This window comes from Streptomyces beijiangensis (assembly GCF_017315755.1).
GTDB classification, from domain to species: Bacteria; Actinomycetota; Actinomycetes; order Streptomycetales; family Streptomycetaceae; genus Streptomyces; species Streptomyces beijiangensis.
Genome location: NZ_JAFLRJ010001495.1, coordinates 1 through 252, shown reverse-complemented (window position 1 = coordinate 252; position 252 = coordinate 1). Strand labels below are relative to the sequence as shown.

Annotated in this window: 1 pseudogene; it reads left to right on the top strand. The window is 77.4% G+C overall.

From position 1 onward, the window contains the following. Nucleotides 1-252: pseudogene (locus J0695_RS42395) on the top strand (malto-oligosyltrehalose synthase); the annotation flags it as partial.

Sequence of the window (252 nt, the reverse complement as noted above, 5' to 3'; positions counted from 1 at the left end):
GAACTGGCCACCGAGGTCGACCGGCTGACCCGGGTGGCTCACCGCGTGTGCGCGGCCTCGCCCGAGCCCGCGCTGCGCGACCGCGCGCCCTGGGCGCTGCGCACCGCGCTCGAGGAACTACTGGTCCGGCTCGAGGTGTACCGGCCCTATGCCTCCGTGGACCCGGCCGGTGTGGTCACCGAGGAGGCCGCGGCCGACGCCCGGCGCGCCTTCGCCGTCCCCGAGGAGGCCGGGGCGGTGGACGTCGTACGG